Origin of the sequence: Streptomyces sp. NPDC048473, assembly GCF_043200155.1 — a bacterium.
Lineage (GTDB): Bacteria > Actinomycetota > Actinomycetes > Streptomycetales > Streptomycetaceae > Streptomyces.
The window spans coordinates 665,414-679,848 of sequence record NZ_JBICXE010000001.1 but is presented as its reverse complement, the minus strand read 5'-3'; the positions used below and the strand labels follow the sequence as shown (position 1 = coordinate 679,848).

General features: G+C 71.5%; 13 protein-coding genes. 6 read left to right on the top strand and 7 right to left on the bottom strand.

The window, feature by feature from the left end; all coding sequences use genetic code 11:
* Positions 1 to 13: 13 nt before the first annotated feature.
* Entirely contained in the window at positions 14 to 994 is a 981-nt protein-coding gene (locus ACGFU7_RS03120; protein WP_393691712.1) for a helix-turn-helix transcriptional regulator, read from the top strand.
* Between the two features lie 159 nt (positions 995 to 1,153).
* Positions 1,154 to 1,798 carry an aldo/keto reductase gene (locus tag ACGFU7_RS03115; RefSeq protein WP_393691710.1) on the top strand — a complete coding sequence of 215 codons (645 nt, stop codon included), beginning with the start codon at positions 1,154 to 1,156 and terminating at the stop codon, positions 1,796 to 1,798.
* A gap of 41 nt (positions 1,799 to 1,839) precedes the next feature.
* Here ACGFU7_RS03115 and ACGFU7_RS03110 read toward each other — a convergent pair whose 3' ends face one another.
* The gene (locus tag ACGFU7_RS03110) at positions 1,840 to 2,292 is read right to left on the bottom strand and encodes a hypothetical protein (protein ID WP_393691708.1); all 453 of its coding nucleotides are present in this window, start codon (positions 2,290 to 2,292) and stop codon (positions 1,840 to 1,842) included.
* Between the two features lie 223 nt (positions 2,293 to 2,515).
* Between ACGFU7_RS03110 and ACGFU7_RS03105 the strand changes: the two genes are divergently transcribed.
* Positions 2,516 to 4,078 carry a PH domain-containing protein gene (locus ACGFU7_RS03105; protein WP_393691706.1) on the top strand — a complete coding sequence of 521 codons (1,563 nt, stop codon included), beginning with the start codon at positions 2,516 to 2,518 and terminating at the stop codon, positions 4,076 to 4,078.
* Between the two features lie 19 nt (positions 4,079 to 4,097).
* Here ACGFU7_RS03105 and ACGFU7_RS03100 read toward each other — a convergent pair whose 3' ends face one another.
* Positions 4,098 to 5,567 carry a PHB depolymerase family esterase gene (locus tag ACGFU7_RS03100; RefSeq protein ID WP_393691704.1) on the bottom strand — a complete coding sequence of 490 codons (1,470 nt, stop codon included), beginning with the start codon at positions 5,565 to 5,567 and terminating at the stop codon, positions 4,098 to 4,100.
* A gap of 220 nt (positions 5,568 to 5,787) precedes the next feature.
* On the opposite strand from ACGFU7_RS03100, the gene ACGFU7_RS03095 reads away from it, so the two are divergent.
* From ACGFU7_RS03095 to ACGFU7_RS03085, 3 genes are all read left to right on the top strand, one after another.
* Entirely contained in the window at positions 5,788 to 6,774 is a 987-nt protein-coding gene (locus tag ACGFU7_RS03095) for an aldo/keto reductase (protein WP_393691702.1), read from the top strand.
* 108 nt (positions 6,775 to 6,882) lie between these two features.
* The gene (locus ACGFU7_RS03090; RefSeq protein ID WP_393691700.1) at positions 6,883 to 7,725 is read left to right on the top strand and encodes a 3-hydroxybutyrate dehydrogenase; all 843 of its coding nucleotides are present in this window, start codon (positions 6,883 to 6,885) and stop codon (positions 7,723 to 7,725) included.
* A gap of 56 nt (positions 7,726 to 7,781) precedes the next feature.
* Positions 7,782 to 9,758, top strand: coding sequence for a helix-turn-helix domain-containing protein (locus ACGFU7_RS03085; protein ID WP_393691698.1), 1,977 nt, complete (start codon positions 7,782 to 7,784; stop codon positions 9,756 to 9,758).
* A gap of 235 nt (positions 9,759 to 9,993) precedes the next feature.
* Here ACGFU7_RS03085 and ACGFU7_RS03080 read toward each other — a convergent pair whose 3' ends face one another.
* The 5 genes from ACGFU7_RS03080 to ACGFU7_RS03060 are packed head-to-tail and all read right to left on the bottom strand — an operon-like array spanning position 9,994 to position 14,435.
* The gene (locus ACGFU7_RS03080; protein ID WP_393691696.1) at positions 9,994 to 10,878 is read right to left on the bottom strand and encodes an alpha/beta fold hydrolase; all 885 of its coding nucleotides are present in this window, start codon (positions 10,876 to 10,878) and stop codon (positions 9,994 to 9,996) included.
* A complete protein-coding gene (locus ACGFU7_RS03075) occupies positions 10,875 to 12,020 on the bottom strand; it encodes a branched-chain amino acid ABC transporter permease (RefSeq protein ID WP_393691694.1) in 1,146 nt (381 codons plus the stop codon). Before ACGFU7_RS03075 ends, ACGFU7_RS03080 begins: the two co-directional genes overlap by 4 nt.
* Positions 12,017 to 12,904 carry a branched-chain amino acid ABC transporter permease gene (locus ACGFU7_RS03070; protein ID WP_393691692.1) on the bottom strand — a complete coding sequence of 296 codons (888 nt, stop codon included), beginning with the start codon at positions 12,902 to 12,904 and terminating at the stop codon, positions 12,017 to 12,019. The genes ACGFU7_RS03075 and ACGFU7_RS03070 overlap by 4 nt, the downstream gene beginning before the upstream one ends.
* Positions 12,904 to 13,647, bottom strand: a complete 744-nt coding sequence (locus tag ACGFU7_RS03065; protein ID WP_393691690.1) for an ABC transporter ATP-binding protein — start codon at positions 13,645 to 13,647, stop codon at positions 12,904 to 12,906. The genes ACGFU7_RS03070 and ACGFU7_RS03065 overlap by 1 nt, the downstream gene beginning before the upstream one ends.
* Complete coding sequence (locus ACGFU7_RS03060; protein WP_393691688.1) at positions 13,644 to 14,435, bottom strand: ABC transporter ATP-binding protein; 792 nt, start codon at positions 14,433 to 14,435, stop codon at positions 13,644 to 13,646. Before ACGFU7_RS03060 ends, ACGFU7_RS03065 begins: the two co-directional genes overlap by 4 nt.

Genomic DNA, 14,435 nt, shown 5'->3' with positions numbered 1-14,435 from the left:
GGAGTGATTGCTGATGGTGCCCGACGCGAGCCCGACCGCTCGGACGCTCCTGGTTCTTGAGCTGATCCAGAACAGCCCCGGCATCACGGCGGACCGGTTGGCCGACAGGCTCGGTGTCTCGGGGCGGGCGGCCCGCCGGTACGTCGGCATCCTGCGGGAGGCCGGTGTCCCGATCGAGTCCACGCGGGGCCCCTACGGGGGTTACCGCGTCGGTCGTGGTCTTCGGCTTCCGCCGCTGATGTTCACCACTCCCGAGGCCCTTGGGCTCGTGATGGCCGTACTGGAGGGGCGTCACGGCGCGGCCGACACGACCGACCCGGTGGAGAACGCGCTCGGCAAGATCATCCGCGTTCTTCCCGAGCCGGTCGCCGAGCCGGCCGACGCCGTCCGGCGGGTGAGCGCACGAGGTCCGGATCCCGGCGCCGCGAGACCGAGCCCCGAAACCACGGCCGTCCTCGTTCAGTCCTGTGCCTCGCGTCGCCGGCTGCGACTCGGATACCGCATGGGTCACGCAGAGGAACGGGTGATGGAAGTCGATCCGTGGGCCGTCGTCGTGCGTCATGGCCGGTGGTATCTCCTGTGCTGGTCGCACACGAAGAACGCCAGACGAGTCCTCCGGGTGGACCGGGTTACCGCAGTCGACGTTCTTGACGACACGTTCACCCCGCCGGCTGATCCCGACCCGGTGGGGACACTCGAAGAACACCTTGCCGAAGGGTGGAAGCACGAGGTGGAGGTCTTCATCGATGCTCCCGCCACCACGGTCGCCGGGTGGATCCCGCGGAACCTGGGTCGCCTGGAGGCAATCGACGCGGACCACACCCGCCTCGTCGCCACCACCGACGAACCGGACTGGTACGCCGAACAACTCACAGCGATCAAGGCGCCGTTCCGCATTGCCGGGCCACGTGAACTACGAGAAGCCATCCACGTTCTCGGACGACGGCTTCTCCAGGCCGCCACCCGGCCGGTCGAGGAAGGCCGCGGCCGGTGATGCCGTCCGGCAGTGGCCCGAGGTCGTCGAGGCGGTCCAGGGGCGGGGTGGGCGCGTAATGCGTACGTGCCGGGCCCTGTCTGTGGAACGGCGGTGGAGATGAGCCCGGAGGCGTGAAGTCGCGGGCCTCGCACCGCGACACCCCAAGGGGGGACAGACATGCACAACCGCCGCATCGGCAGCGCCGTGGTCAGCGCCATCGGGCTCGGTGGGATGCCACTGTCCATCGAAGGGCGGCCGGATGAGGAGCGCGCGGTCGCGACCATCCACGCCGCGCTCGACGCCGGGATCACGTTCATCGACACGGCCATGTCGTACTGCCTGAACTCCTCCGAGACCGGACACAACGAGTCGCTGATCGCCCGGGCGCTCGCGGCGTACGGCGCAGACACCTCCGAGGTGCTGGTCGGCACGAAGGGCGGAGCGGCACGCGAAGCCGACGGTGCATGGTCCTTCAACGGGGATCCCGCGACCCTGCGGGAGGCGTGCGAGGGCTCGCTCAAGCGATTGGGTGTGGACGCCCTCGGGCTCTACCAGTTGCACGTGCCGGACCCGAATGTGCCGTACGCCGATTCGGGCATCTCCCGGGCAGGGGGCCTGGGTTCCTCGTACGCCGCGTTCGCCCGGATCGCCGAGGAACGCGAGGTCAGCCCGCAGAAAGTGTGTCTGGCATGGGAGTTGGCCAAGTCCCCCGTCGTCGTCCCGATTTCGGGGTCGTCCCGGCCGGCCACCATTCGTGACTCGGCGGCAGCGGCCGACCTGAAGCTCACCGATGCGGAGTTCGCCGAACTCGACGCGACCTGAGGGGTGTTCCCGTGAATCTCCGACTCGGCTCGGCGGACGGGTCAGCGGGACGGGAACGGCGCCAGGCAGCGGTCCCATTCGTCCGCTGCCCGGCGCAGTTCTTCAGCAGTGGCCCTGATCTCGATCACGCACTCGTCCGAGCTCTTGCCGCCCGACCGCCAGGCGGGTGCTGCCTCGTAGCTGAGGTGTACTCGGACTGCCCCGACACCACGGCGCCCCGCGGCATGACTGAAGGACAGAACGGGCTCAAGGAAGGAGAGATCCGGCAGCGTGCCCGTCAGAGTCTCTCCGCCGGCGGCGCGCAGCCACGGCGAGATCTGGCGTGCCTCTTCGGCCAGCAGGCATGGGTCGTCGAAGGACCAACTGGCCTCGGGCGTGGTCACCTCACCTCCGACGACCAGCCAGTTGTCGTCGAACCGGTCGCCGATGACCGCCGGGAACCGGTAGCGCAGCGGGCGTAATTCGATGCGATGTTCGTGATCCGTGAGCAGCACCGCCCAAGGGTGCCACGCTCCCTCTCGCACACCAACGTGAACAAACGCAAAACAAGCCGAATGTCAGGCACCGTGGATTCCGGATGACGCGGCCCCCGCACATATGGTTCTCCACCAGTCGCATCGGGGCTTCACCGCGTAGGCAGTCGGCAGTGTTGCGGGCCAGGAAGCTGCCGGATACTGCACAAGCAAGTGCGGCCCGGCCGATGGCAGGATTCCACGCATGACCGATGTCCGGGAAGTGACTTGCCGTCCCCTCCGGAGGCGCACCCTGTGGTCCTTCGTCGGACTCGGTGCGGCCGGGGTGAGCCTGGCCGTGGTGCGCATGGCGTACTCGGGCCTGGACGTGTGGCTGGGCGTCGGCCTGCTTCCCGCGCTGGTGGGCATCGCGTCGCTCCGCGCGGTCACCGCCCAGGTGAGCGCCGACGCGTACGGCCTGCACTCCCGGACGCTGCTGCGCCGCCGTAGTGTGCCGTGGCGCGACGTCGCCGACCTGCGCGTACGCCTGAAGTACGCGAACAACTCCCGGATCCAGGATGTCCGGCGCGTCATCCTGGTGCTGCGCGACGGACACAAGCGGCTCCTGCCCCTGCCGCAGGGCTGGTCCTCCGACGACCCGGACTTCGACGCGAAACTGGACGCGCTCCGCGCGCTGCACCGCCGTTACGGAGCCCCGGAGTCGAACCACATCCCCGTCGTCTCGTACCGCACCGCCGGGCGCGGCTGGGCCGGGTCGGTGGGCCTGTGCGTGCTGCTGCTCGCGTGCGCGGGCCTGGCCGCGTGGTTCGTACCGAGCACCGCGTCCGATGCGCAGGCGTGGAAGGCGGCCACCCCGTGCACCGCCGAGACGCCCGCCACGGAGCGAGGTGAGTGCCTGACCACCCTGCGGTCCGTGATCGCGCAGACCGAGGCCAACCGGCCCAAGCGGCGCAGCTGGCTGTACTTCGCCGACAGCCGGCCGCTGGAGCGACTCGCGGTCTCGCGCGAGGACGCCCAGGAGTTCCAGCCCGGCGACAGCGTCGAACTGACCTTCTGGCGCGGCAGGGTGAGGGAGGTCGCCGGAGAGCGCCACGTGTGGCGCGAGCACATCCCCGCCGCCGGGGACCTGGCCGTCATCGCGGCCGGTTGCGTCCTCGCCGCGGGCTACCCCGGCGCCCAGGTGCTGCTGCGCCTGCGCGGGCGCCGGCTGCCCGACGACGAGGTCATCCCGTCGGCCCTTCCGTTCGCGGGCGTGCTCGTCGGTACAGCCCTGTGGCTGCTGCCGCTCTGTTACCTCCACCCCACGACCCTGCTCGCCTCTCCCGTAGCGATCACATGGGCGGCCGCAGGCTTGCCGGCCACGCTGGGCCTCTTCACCTGGGCCTGGCACGCCACCCGCGTCCGTACGCCCGGAGAGGCCGGAGCGATTGAAGGGTTCGCCGAGGAGGAGGTGTTCCTGGCCGCCCGCTTCCTGGAACACACCGACTACAACCCGCACGGCTTCGGCACCCACATCGTCCTCGGAGGCGGCCCGCCAGCGGTGACACCCCACCCGGGCCCGGGCCGGTTCGCGGCGAAACGGATACCGGTGGAGCGGCTCACCGTCAAGGACTTGCGGCGTGCCCGGGGCGACGACGGCGACAGCGTCCCCAGAAGCTGGCACATCGCCGAACTCGACGACGCGGGCACACCGGTCCGCCTCGCGGCCGCCCCGGCCGACCTGACCCGCATCATCCGCGAGCTGGGCCCTGCGAAGACCCCCGCGAACGCCGCGAACACTGCGAGCACCGCGAACCCCGGGCCATGACCGCCCAGTTGCTGTCCGTCTACGTCGTGCACCCGGTGTCGGCGATCACGAAGTATCCCGCCGGTGACTCCTTCAGCGTGTGCGTGACGAAGACGTTGTACAGGCCCATGTTCTCGTTCGAGCCGTTGGCGTACACATAGCCTCCCGTGGTGTGCGCCCTCCCCGCGGTCACGTGTGCGTAGTTGGTCGCCGTGAAGCACTGCGCGGGCGTGGAGCCGGTCGTGGTCGCCGTCACCTGGGGTGACGTGATGCCGGGTGTGCCCGATGCGTCGGCCGCTGCCACCGTGTACCGGTAGGCGGTACCGGCGGTGAGGCCCGTGTCCGTGTACGTCGTGGAGGTGGGGGAGGCGACCTTCGTGCCGTTGCGGTAGAGCGCGTACGAGGCCGAGTCCGGGACCGCGTTCCAGGACAGTGAGGCGCTGTTCGCCGTGACGCCTGTGACCTGCAGGCCGGACGGGGCGGGGAGTTGGCCGCCGCCACCGGGTGTGCCCTGGTCCAGGCCCCAGAAGACGCCCGTGTAGTACGTCGAGCAGATGGCGCTCAGGAAGTACGCGGCCGTTGTGCCGCACCGGTCGGTGCCCGAGCCGGGGCTCACGGCCAGGCCGTGGCCCATGCCGGAGATGGAGTACGTCTCCACGGCGGGCTTCCCGGAGGCGTCGTTGTAGATGCTGCGTGTCGTGTTGCCGGGGAGGGTGTCCGTGGACGACGGGGTCTGGCCGATGCCCCAGACGTCCGTCCACTGGTCGCGCAGGGCCGTGGCGTTGGCGGGGTACACCGTGAAGTCGGACGTGCCCTGCCAGATCGCCACGCGGGGCCAGGGGCCCGAGTAGCCGGGGTAGGAGCCGCGTACCTTGTCGCCCCACTGCGCGGGCGTCAGCTTCTGCGGGCCCGTTTGGCAGCCGGACGCGGCCGCCTGGCTCGTTGCGCACTGGGCGGGCAGGCCCGAGGCCACGGAGCCGCCCGCGAACACGTCCGGGTACGCGGCCAGCAGGTCGGCGGTCATGCCGCCGCCCGCCGAGAGGCCGGTGACGTACACCCGGCGGCCGTCGGAGCCGTACTGCTGCTTCGCGTGCTCCACCATCTGCACGATGGAGGCGGCCTCGCCCTTGCCCCGGGTGTCCTCGGCCGGGTCGAACCAGCCGAAGCAGGACAGTGCGTTGTTGGCGGATGTGGTCTGCGGGAAGACCACAGCGAAGCCCCACTGATCGGCGTACTTCGGCCAGCCCGAGTCGGTGTAGTAGTCGTTGGCCGTCTGCGTACAGCCGTGCAGGGCGATCACCAGCGGTGCGTTCGCGGGCAGACCTGCGGGGGCGTACTCGTACATCTGCAGATTGCCGGGGTTCGTGCCGAAGCCGGTGACCTGCTGCAGACCACCGGCGGCAGCGGCCGGCTGGGCGGCCCCCACGGTGCTCAGCGTCGCCGCGACGAGGGCGAGCGCGGCCGTGGACGCGACGCGCCGGAGCAGGCGTCGCAGGATCGATGGGCGCACGGGTGCCTCCCTGTTCGGACAGTGCGGGGTATGTGCGTTTGTGATGAGTGCGGGGCGGACGCTACGAGGCGGGGTCTCCCGCGCCCATGGGCCCGGCGGACACTCCCCGGTCCCGGCTGTGTGCGGCGCCGCCCTTGCGCGTGTTGACTTGGAGCGCGCTCCAGCATGCAGACTCCCGGTCAACGCCCGTACTCAGACGGGCTGCTGGGAAAGGACCCGCATGCGCTACCGCACCATCGGCACCGACCCCACCACCCGCCGGCAGGTGAGTGTGCTCAGCCTCGGCGCCATGCTGATGGGCACGCTCACCGACGAGGCGACGTCGTTCGCGATCCTCGACCGGTACGCCGAGGCCGGCGGAACCTTCATCGACACGTCCGACAACTACGCGTTCTGGGTCAACGGCACCCGGGGCGGGGAGAGCGAGAAGCTGCTCGGCCGCTGGCGCCGCAGCCGTGGTGTCGGGGACGAGATCGTCATCGCCACCAAGGTCGGCGCCCGGCCGAACGTCCCCGCCACCGACTTCTCCCAGGGCATCGAAGGGCTCTCGGCCAAGGTGATACGTGAGTCCGCGGAGCAGAGCCGGGAACACCTCGGCGTGGACAAACTGGACCTGCTGTACGCGCACGTCCAGGACCGGGACGTGCCGATGGAGGAGACCGTCGAGGCGTTCGGGGAACTGGTCACCGAAGGCACCGTCGGACTGCTCGGAGTGAGCAACCACTGGGCGTGGCAGGTGGAACGGGCCCGCACGATCGCCGCGGACGCCGGACTGCCGGGTTACGAGGTCCTCCAGTACCACCACAGCTATCTGCGGCAGCGCACGGACCTGCCGAGCCGGCGCTCCCCGGACGGCCGGGAGGGCGTGGCCGGCGGGGACCTGCTCAGCTATCTGCGGGCCGAACCCGCACTCGTGCCGGTCGCCTACTCGCCGCTGCTGGCCGGTGCCTACGTCCGTGCGGACAAGCCGCTGGGCCCGGAGTTCGACCACCCGGGCACCGCCGCGCGGCAGGCGGCGCTGCGTGCGGTGGCCGAGGAGACCGGGGCGAGTGTCAACCAGGTGGTCCTCGCCTGGCTCATCGGCGGCGACGTCCCGTTCGTCCCGTTGGTCGGCGCCTCCTCGGTCGAGCAGCTGGACGAGAGCCTGGCAGCGGTGGACCTGGAGCTGACCGCGGAGCAGCGGGCGGCGCTGGACGCGGCCCACTGACGGCTCCCGCCCGGGCCCGCACCATGTACGCCGCCACCATGCCGACGTACGACGGTGTGTGCACCGACCCCGTGTGACGTGGGCTTCGGTCTCCTTACGGTGACGACCATGGAGACTCCTCAGAGCCCGGACCACGGGCCCGCCCCGCATGCCGCCCCGCCCACCGTCCCGCCGCCCGCCGCCGGTCCCTCGCCGTCGCCCGCAGACCGGTTCCTCGCCGGGCGCACCGCCCTGGTGACCGGTGCCGCGAGCGGTATCGGGCGAGCCTGCGCACAGGCCCTGGCCGCCGCGGGCGCCCATGTCCATGTGGTGGACAAGGCCGCCGACGCCGCCAAGGACCTGGCCGAGGCGATCGGCGGGACGGCATGGGTGGTCGATCTCTCCGCCCCCGACGCGGTGGACACGCTGCCTGCCGACGCGGACATCGTGGTCAACAACGCCGGGCTCCAGCATGTCGCCCCCGTGCACGAGTTCCCGCCGGACCGCTTCGTGCTGATCCAGCGCGTCATGGCGGAGGCCCCGTTCCGCATCTTGCGCCGGACCCTGCCGGGCATGTACGAACGCGGCTGGGGACGCGTGGTCAACATCTCGTCCGTGCACGGCCTGCGGGCCAGCCCCTACAAATCGGCCTATGTGATGGCGAAGCATGCACTGGAGGGGCTCAGCAAGGTGGTCGCGCTCGAAGCGGCGGAGCACGGGGTGACGAGCAACTGCGTCAGCCCCGGGTACGTACGCACCCCCCTGGTCGAGAACCAGATCGCGGACCAGGCCCGTACGCACGGCATCTCCGAGGAGGAGGTGGTGGGCCGGGTCATGCTGGAACGCAGCGCGATCAAGCGCCTGATCGAACCCGACGACGTCGCCGAGGCCGTGCTGTGGCTCTGCGGGCCGCGTACCGGGCACATCACCGGCACCTCGCTCTCCATGGACGGCGGCTGGACCGCCAACTGATCCCCCCGCCCCCCGACCCCTACGACCCCGACGACCTCTACGAACGATGGCCGCCCATGTCTGAACCGTCCGCCTCCGCCGCGCCCCATCTGCGGCGCCTCCTCGACCTGCTGGCCGACGACGCCCCTGCCGAGACGCTGGGCGCCGTCTCCTCGCAGGCGCGGGCCGCCGGTGTGCCCGCGGGCGATCTGGCTGAGGTGGAGCGGGCCACCGCCACCGCCCTGCGGATCAGGGGCGCCCTGAGGCAGCACCGGCGCAGGGAGCTCCAGCTCACCGCGCTCTTCGACACCGCGGGCGATCTGGCCGCATCCCGTGACCTGGACGACGTGCTGAAGGCGATCGTCCGCCGGGCCAGGATGCTGCTCGGCACGGACACGGCGTATCTCACGCTCCCCGACGAGGAGGCGGGGGACACCTATATGCGGGTCACCGACGGGTCGGTGTCGGTGCTCTTCCAACGGCTGCGGCTGGAGCTCGGCCACGGGCTCGGCGGTCTGGTGGCGCAGACCGCGAGCCCGTACGCGACCCCCGACTACCGCACCGACGACCGCTTCCACCACACCCGCAACATCAACGCCGGGGTACTGGACGAGGGGCTCGTCGCCATCCTGGGTGTGCCCCTGCTCCTCGGCTCCAGCCGCGGCGGTACGGGAAAGGTCATCGGCGTCCTCTTCGCGGCCGACCGCGCACCCCGCGTCTTCAGTCCGGACGAGGTCGCCCTGCTGTGCTCGCTCGCCGCACATGCCGCGATCGCCATCGACACCGCCCGCGCGCTCGCCGACACCCGCTCCGCGCTGGACGAACTGGCGGAAACCAACGCCGAGCTGGCCGAGGCCAATGCGGCCGTACGGGCCCACTCGGCGGCCATGCAGCGGGCCGAGGAGTCCCATGACCGGCTGACCGACCTGGTCCTGCGCGGCCGTGACGTCAAGGATGTCGCCGCGGCGGTCGCGGGACTGCTGGACTCCCCGCTCACCATTCACGACCCGGGCGGGCGGCCCCTGGCGGCGGTCCGCCCCGACGGAGTGGACTTCGCCGCCGACAGCATGGATGCCGGGTGGCTGGCCGAGACCGCCGAGGAGTCCCGTACGGGTGCCCGCGCCGTGCAACGCGACGGCCGGTGGATCTGCGCGGTCCTCGCCGGACGGGAACTCCTGGCCGGTCTGGTCCTGCACCGGCGCGAACAGCTCGACGACTCCGACCGGCGGCTGTTCGAGCGGGCCTCGGTGGTCACCGGACTCCTTCTGCTGTTGCGGCGCACGGTCGCCGAGACCGAGAACCGGATCCGAGGAGAGCTGATCACCGATCTGCTGACCGAAGCGGACCGCGACCCGGCCGGACTCGCCGAACGCGGCAGGCGCCTCGGCATCGACCTCGACCGCCCGCATCTGCTGCTGGTGGCCGAGGGCGGAGCCCGGGAGCGGCTGGCCCCTGCCGCGATGCGCTATCTGTTCGGCGGGGACATCCACGGGGTGAGCGCCGAACACGCGGGAAACGTGGTGCTGTTGATAGAGGCCGGCTCGCCCGGCCCGGCCGCCGGTGACGCGGCACGCGCGGCGGCGGCCCAGCTCGGGCAGCTGACCCAGGCCCCCGTCACCGTCGCCGCCACCGGGCCGGCCCGCGGCGCCCGGGAGCTGGCCTCCGCATACGGGGAGGCCGCCCGCTGCCTGCGCGCCATGCGGGTCCTGGGGCGTACGGGGGAAGGCGCGTGCGTCGATGAACTCGGCTTCCTCGGCGTGGTGTTGGGCAACGCCCAGGACGTCGATGGCTTCGTCTCGGCGACGCTGGGGCCGTTGCTGGAGTACGACGCGCAGCGCGGCACTCATCTCGTGCGTACGCTCGGTGCCTATTTCGGGTCCGGGGGCAGTCTCATCCGTGCCAAGGACGAACTCCACGTGCACGTCAACACGGTGGTGCAGCGGCTGGACCGGGTGCAGGTGCTGCTGGGGCGGGACTGGAACGAGCCCGGACGGGCGTTGGAGCTGCAACTCGCGTTGCGGTTGCACTTGTTGGCGGGCGGGCGGGAGCGGTAGGGGCCGTCCGGCCGCTCGGGGTGCGTTCCGTTGTCTTTGTCCTCAAGCGCCGGACGGGCTGAAAGATGTCCTCAAGCGCCGGACGGGCTTGATTTTGCGCGGCGGGTCGGAAAGGTGTCCTCAAGCGCCGGGTGGGCTTGATTTTGTGCGGCGGGTCGGAAGGTGTCCTCAAGCGCAGGGCGGGCTTGATTTTGCGCGGCGGGCTGGGTAGCGCGCGGGTGGGTTCGTGGTGTCCTCAAGTGCCGGACATGGTCAGCAAGTGGCGGGCGATCTCGCCGCCGCCCGTGTCGCCCGTCAGCAGTGTGTAGTGGTTGACGTTCCGTACCGGTACCGGTGTCACCTCCGTGCCCCCGAGGTCGGCCGCTGCCAGGCGGGTCTCGTCGTACAGGCCCTGCTCCTCGTTCATCAGGCCCCGCTGTGCCCACAGCAGCGTCGCCGGAGCCGGCAGCTTCCGTACCGCCGTCAGTACCTCCTCGTCGAAGAGGCCGACGCCATCGGTGCGTACCGCCTCGATCCGGCAGGTGGAGTGCATGGCGGGTTCGTCCCCGGTCAGATCGCGCTGGATGTACGCATCCACCTCGGCCGACCACGCACCCGCGAACGCGGGGTGCGCCTTCCAGAACGAGCGGTACGCGGCCCGGTCGGGGAAGGTCATCGACAGCCGGTCCATGGCCGGGCCGATCACGGCGGTCATCAGCTCGTCCGGGGAGAGATGGGTCGGGGCGGGGAAGCCGATGCCGCCGTCGACCAGCAGCAGCGGCCCGAACCGTTCCGGATGCCGTACGGCGGCCAGCGCCGCCACGAACGCGCCCATCGAATGGCCCGCCAGCACCACCCGGTCCAGGCCCAGGGCCGCGGTCAGGGCGGCGATGTCATCGGTGTGCGTGGCGATCCCGTACGGTCCCGGCAGAGCGGAACTCCCGGCCCGGCCGCGCAGATCCGGGGCGATCAGGGTGATGCGGCCGTCCAGCAGCCTCGCCACCGGGCCCCAGGACAGTGCGTTGGCCGTGATGCCGTGCAGGGCGACGACGACCGGTGCGTCCGGCTCGCGGGCCGGCCACCTCAGTACCGCCAACTCGCCCCCGGCCACGGGGACCTGTACCTCTTCGTGCGGAATCACGGGCGTCCGTTCTCCTTCCGGGCCGGGAGTGTTTCGGTGGCGGCGGGCCCGCGGCGTACCGCGGCCAGCCGGGACGGCAGCCGGGCCAGGCCGCCGGGCAGCAGGTGTACCACGGCCACGAACAGCACACCGAGCAGGAACAGCGGCTGGGAGAGCGGCACCCGCAGCACCGCGGGCAGATCGGCGACCGCGCCCGACCCGGCCAGATCCCCGAGCCGGTGATCGGCCCAGGTGTAGAGGATGCCGCCGGCCATCGGGCCCCAGCGGGTGCCCGATCCGCCCAGCACCACCATCACCAGCAGGGAGAGGGTGAAGTCGGAGGTGGTCGTCTGGGGGGTCGAGCCGCCGGTGAGCAGCAGGTGCACCAGGCCGCCCAGCGCGGCCAGCGCGCCCGCCAGGACGAAGGCCGTCAGCTTGAAGCCGTACGGCTTCAACCCCAGGACCTCCACCCGGCGTTCGTTCTCCTTGATGCCCTCCCAGACCCGTCCGGTGGGGGAGCGGACCGCCCAGTGGACGACGGCGAGGGTGAGGACCAGATAGGCGAGTGCCACCCAGTAGAGGTTCGCGGTGTGTTCGATGCCCACGAGCGCGGACGGCAGCAGATCGGCGGGGGCGGCCCGGCCCTCCTCTCCGCCGGTGAATCCACCGGGGTTGCGGGAGACCAGGATCGAGCCCGCCTGGGCGAAGGCCAGCGTCACCATGGAGAAGCCGATGCCGGTGACCCGCAGGCTCACCGACCCCAGGACCAGCGCGAGCGCGATCCCGAAGCAGAGGCCGAGCAGTGCGGACACGGCGAACGGGAGGCCCGCCTCCAGCAGGAACATATTGGTGGCATAGCTGCCTGCGGCGAAGTAGAGCGCATGCCCGAAGGAGAGCAGCCCGGTGCGGCCGAGCAGCAGGTCGTAGCCCGTCGCCAGCGCTCCGAACAGCAGGCAGGTGGCGAGGAGTTGAAGACTTCCGGGGCTGCCGAGCGGGCCGTCCAGGAGCCCGGGCAGCGGCAGTGCGCTGTACGGCGCGACGAAGAGGAGCAGCAGTGCGGCGGCGGGCCACCAGCGGCGCAGCAGCCGGGCGGTGTTCCCGGGCCCCGGCGCGGCCGTGTGTTTTTCGCCGGTGCGGTCGTGTGTCTCGGTGACGGTGCTCACGCGAGCCTCCCGGTCAGTCCGCGCGGCCGCAGAAGCAGCAGCGCGGCGAGCAGGACGACGACGGCCAGGTCGCCGAGGCCCGCTGCGGTGTAGTAGTTGGCGAACTGCTGGACCAGGCCGATGACGACGGACGCCACGGCGGCGCCGGTCACCGAGCCCATGCCTCCGGTGACCACCACGACGAACGCGAAGATCAGCAGCGAGGTGCCCTGACGGGGGTCGACCGAGCCGAAGTACAGGCCGCCGAGCGCCCCGCCGAGCGCGGCGGCGCAGCCGCCGATCGCGAAGACGAGCGTGAACGCCTTCCGCACGTCGATACCGAGGGCGGTGACCATCGCCCGGTCCTCGACCCCGGCCCGTACGACCAGACCGTGCCGGGTGCGGCCGAGGAAGAGCCGCAGTGCCACGAGTACGACGACTGCCGCCGCGACCAGCATCAGCCGGTTGACCGGCACCTGGGCGCCGAGCAGCCCGAAGGTGCCGGACAGCGCCTTCGGCCCCGGGAAGGTCCGGGCGTCCGAGCCCCAGATCCCCGACAGCAGCGCCGGGACGGCGAGCCCCACCCCGACCGTGGCGAGGACCTGCTCGCGCGGCCGGGTGTAGAGCGGGCGGACGACGGCGAGTTCCAGCAGCACGGCGGCCGCGGTGCCCACTGCCGTACCGAACAGGACCGCGAGGACGAAGCCCGCTCCGCCCGGTCCTGCGCCGGGCAGATTGCCGGATGCCGCCCACCAGGTGCCGTACGCGCCGATGGAGAGCAGCGCCCCGTGCGCGAAGTTGAGCACGTCCATCAGGCCGAAGATCAGTGAGAGTCCCGATGCGATCAGGAAGTAGAGCGCTCCCAGACCGAGTCCGGTCATGGTGAGCAGAACGACGGTGGACATCAGGAATCCGCCTCCAGGGTGTGCGTAGTGAGCGGGCCGTGTCCCACGCCCAGCAGCCGCCGTGCCGCCTCCGCATTGCCCAGCAGCTCGGCGGCCGGTCCCTGATGGGCCGTCCGGCCGTCGGCGAGCACCGCACAGTGCTCGGCCAGGCGTCGCACGACGGCGAGGTTCTGCTCCACGAGCAGCACCGGCACCGCCTCGGCGGCCCGCTCCAGCACCTGGGCGACCTCGGTGACCACCTTCGGTGCCAGGCCCTTGGTGGGTTCGTCGGCGATGATCAGCCGGTTGCCGTTCAGGAGCGTGCGGCCGATGGCCACCATCTGCTGCTGCCCGCCGGACAGTGTCCCGGCCAACTGCCGCTCCCGACGCTTCAGTTCGGGAAAGAGCTCATGGACGAGTGCGTACGCGGGCTCGCCCGCACCGCGCCGCTCGGCCAGGCGCAGATTCTCCGCGACGGTCAGTCCGGCGAAGATGCCCCGGTCCTCGGGGGCGTAACCGATGCCCAGCCGCACCACGGTGTGGGTGGGCATCGACACGGTCTCCTCGCCGTCCAGCCGTACGCTGCCGGTGCGCGGGACGAGGCCGAGTGCGCCGCGTACGGTCGTGGTCTTCCCGGCGCCGTTGCGGCCGAGGAGCGCGGTCACCCCGTGACGGGCGACGTCCAGGTCCACGCCGTGCAGGATGTGCCGGCCGCCGATCAGGACCCGCAGGTCCCGTACGGTGAGCAGGGGCCCTGTCGTCACAGCCCCTCCCCGAGGTACGCCTGCTGAACGGTCGGGTCGGCGGTCACGGCCTGTGGGGTGTCCAGCGCCAGCAGCCGGCCGTGGTGCATCACGGCGAGCCGGTCGGCCAGGCCCAGCAGGACGTCCATGTGGTGCTCGACCATCAGGACGGTGCGGCCCTCGTCCCGGTGCAGGGTGCGGATCAGCTCGGTCAGCGCGGGGACCTCCTCCGCGCTCACCCCGGCCATGGGCTCGTCCAGCAGCATCAGCCGCGGCTCGCCCACCAGCAGCACCGCCAGTTCCAGCTTCCGCTTCTCACCGTGCGACAGCTCGGACGCCATCGCGTGCGCCCGGTGGCCGAGGCCGGTGCGTTCCAGTACGCCGTCCACCTCGGCGGTGTACGGGGAGGCGCGCCGCCACAGCCGGTACGAGCCGCCCCCGGCCGCCTGAGCGGCCAGCCGGACATGGTCGGCCACGGTCATCCCCGGCCAGAGGCTGGACGTCTGGAACGTGCGGCCGATGCCGCGCCTCGCGCGTGCGTGCGCGGGGCGGTCCGTCATGTCCGTACCGTCCAGCGCGATCGTGCCCGACGTGGCCGTGGTCAGCCCGCTGATCAGGTTGAACAGGGAAGTCTTGCCGGCCCCGTTGGGACCGATGAAGGCGAGGAACTCGCCCTCGTGGACGCTCAGCGTGACGTCCTCGACGATCGTCGCCCCGCCGACTCCCCAGCCGAGCCCGGCCAGTTGAAGCACCGGGGCGGTGGTCCGCGCCCCGCCCGGGCGCTTGGCGGTGATGTCCGGTACGGCCAT